Consider the following 2,556-nt stretch of genomic DNA (forward strand, 5'->3'; position numbering starts at 1 on the left):
AGGAGTTCGCCCGGATGGTGAAGATCGGCGAGTTCGTCGAGCACGCGATGTTCGCCGGGCACGCGTACGGCACCACCGGACCCGGCTCGCCGAGCGCCGCGGACGAGATCGAGTTCCTCGTCCCACCGGCCGAGGGGGACTACGTCCTGCCCTCGCCGACGCTGCTGCGCTCCGGCACGCCGCCGAAGGTCCGCTCCGCCGCGACGGACACGGTGATCGCGTCGCTGACCGACGTGTTCAGCCAGTTCAAGGTGGACGCGCGGGTCACCGGCTTCACCCGCGGCCCGACGGTGACCCGCTACGAGGTGGAACTCGGCGCGGCGGTGAAGGTCGAGCGGATCACCCAGCTCGCGAAGAACATCGCGTACGCGGTGAAGAGCGCGGATGTGCGGATCATCAGCCCGATCCCGGGCAAGAGCGCGGTCGGCGTCGAGATTCCCAACACCGACCGGGAGCTGGTGTCCCTCGGCGACGTGCTGCGCAGTGAGGAGGCGCGCGGGAACGGACATCCGCTGCTGGTCGGCCTCGGCAAGGACATCGAGGGCGGCTATGTGCTGGCGAACCTGGCGAAGATGCCGCACATTCTCATTGCGGGTGCCACCGGCGCCGGCAAGTCGACGTGCATCAACACGCTGATCACCTCGGTGCTGGCGCGGGCGACACCGGACCAGGTACGGATGGTGCTGGTCGACCCCAAGCGGGTGGAACTGACCAACTATCAGGGCATCCCGCACCTGATCACACCGATCATCACGAACCCGAAGAAGGCGGCCGACGCGCTGCAGTGGGTCGTGAAGGAGATGGAGAACCGGTACGAGGACCTGGCCGCCTGCGGGGTGCGCCACGTCGACGACTTCAACCGTAAGGTCCGCGCCGGGGAGATCGTCGCCCCGCCGGGTTCGGAGCGGGTGTACGTCCCGTATCCGTACATCCTGGCGATCGTGGACGAGCTCGCGGACCTGATGATGGTCGCCCCACGCGACGTCGAGGACGCGATCTGCCGGATCACGGCGATGGCCCGCGCGGTCGGCATCCACCTGGTGCTCGCGACCCAGCGCCCGTCGGTGGACGTGGTGACCGGCCTGATCAAGGCGAACGTGCCGTCCCGGCTGGCGTTCGCGACGGCGTCGCTCGCGGACAGCCGGACGATCCTCGACCAGGCCGGCGCGGAGAAGCTGGTCGGACTCGGGGACGCGCTGTTCCTGCCGATGGGTGCGGGCAAGCCGGCGCGCATCCAGGGCGCGTTCGTCTCCGAGGACGAGATCGCGGCGATCGTCGACCACACGAAGGAGCAGGCGCCGCCGGCGTTCCGCGAGGACGTCTTCGAGGCGGGCAGCGAGCCGAAGAAGGACATCGACGAGGAGATCGGCGACGACCTGCAGCTGTTCCTGCAGGCGGTCGAGCTCGTCGTGAGCACGCAGTTCGGGTCCACCTCGATGTTGCAGCGCAAGCTGCGGGTCGGCTTCGCCAAGGCGGGCCGGCTGATGGACCTGATGGAGAGCCGCGGGATCGTCGGCGCCAGCGAGGGCTCGAAGGCCCGCGACGTACTGGTCATGCCGGACGAGCTGGAGGGCCTGCTCACGACCCTGCGCAGCGGATGAAACCCGCCCTCCGGACGGGGGGGGCTCCGGTGGGCCCTGTGCGCTGTCGGCGCGGGGAGCCGGACCGTAAACTACCGCTGGGTGCCTCCACGGTAGGCAGCAATGAACGGGTGCGGAGGTCGCTCATGCAGTCCGTGGACGATCCCCGACCGGCAAGCGCGGGTGCCCTGCTCGCGGCCGGCCGCCGTGCGAAGGACCTCACCGTCGACGAGGTCAGCGCGCGGACGAGGGTGCGCGCCAGTCTCATCGAGCAGATCGAGCGGGACGACTACTCCCACTGCGGTGGCACGGTCTACGCCCGCGGTCACCTGCGCAGCATCGCCGGCACGCTCGGGCTGGACCCGGCCGCGGTCCTCGCCGCGTACGACGCGTCGCACGAACCGCTCACCGGCCCCGTCCTGGTGGTCCCGCCGGGCGAGTTCGACCCGTTGCGCGGCCCGAACCGCCGTGGTGGCGGCAGGTTCCGCTGGGGCACGGCGATGATCGTCTCGCTGGTGGTGGTGTGCCTGCTCGCCGTCGTCCTCTTGGTGCTGCCCGGCGGATCCGGTTCGTCGGACCGCGGTGGCGACCGCCAGGCGCGGGCGAGCGCGGCGCCGAGCGCCCCGCCGTCACCTGCCGCCGCCCCAACCAGCGCCGCCGTTGCGCCCACGCCCGCTCCCACCGGCGTGAGCGTCGTGCTGGCGGCGCGCGACGCGCAGAGCTGGTTGGAGGTGCGCGACGACGAGCGCCACGTCCTGATGTCCCAGTTGCTGAAGTCCGGCGACTCGCGGACGATCACCGCTCCGGGCACGTTGCACATCAGGATGGGCAACGCGGGAGCGGTCGAGGTGTCGTGCAACGGCAAGGGCCTGGGCCCGTCCGGCGGTGCCGGCGAAGTGCTGTCCGCGGGGATGAAGGGCTTCCTGGCGAGTCTGCCGGCCGAGCGCGGCGTCGACCCGAACAGCCTCACCGACGC

At 70.9% G+C, this 2,556-nt stretch carries 2 protein-coding genes; both read left to right on the forward strand.

Annotation, left to right across the window (positions count from 1 at the left end; all coding sequences use genetic code 11):
• Window positions 1–1,601 (forward strand): DNA translocase FtsK (locus MXD58_RS28760; RefSeq protein WP_250611313.1); only part of this gene is annotated, 1,601 nt, incomplete at its 5' end.
• A 125-nt stretch (window positions 1,602–1,726) separates the two neighbouring features.
• Window positions 1,727–2,556: helix-turn-helix domain-containing protein (locus MXD58_RS28765; RefSeq protein ID WP_250611315.1), on the forward strand; the 830-nt coding region annotated here is incomplete at its 3' end.

Source organism: Frankia sp. AgKG'84/4 (assembly GCF_023242965.2).
Lineage (GTDB): Bacteria > Actinomycetota > Actinomycetes > Frankiales > Frankiaceae > Frankia.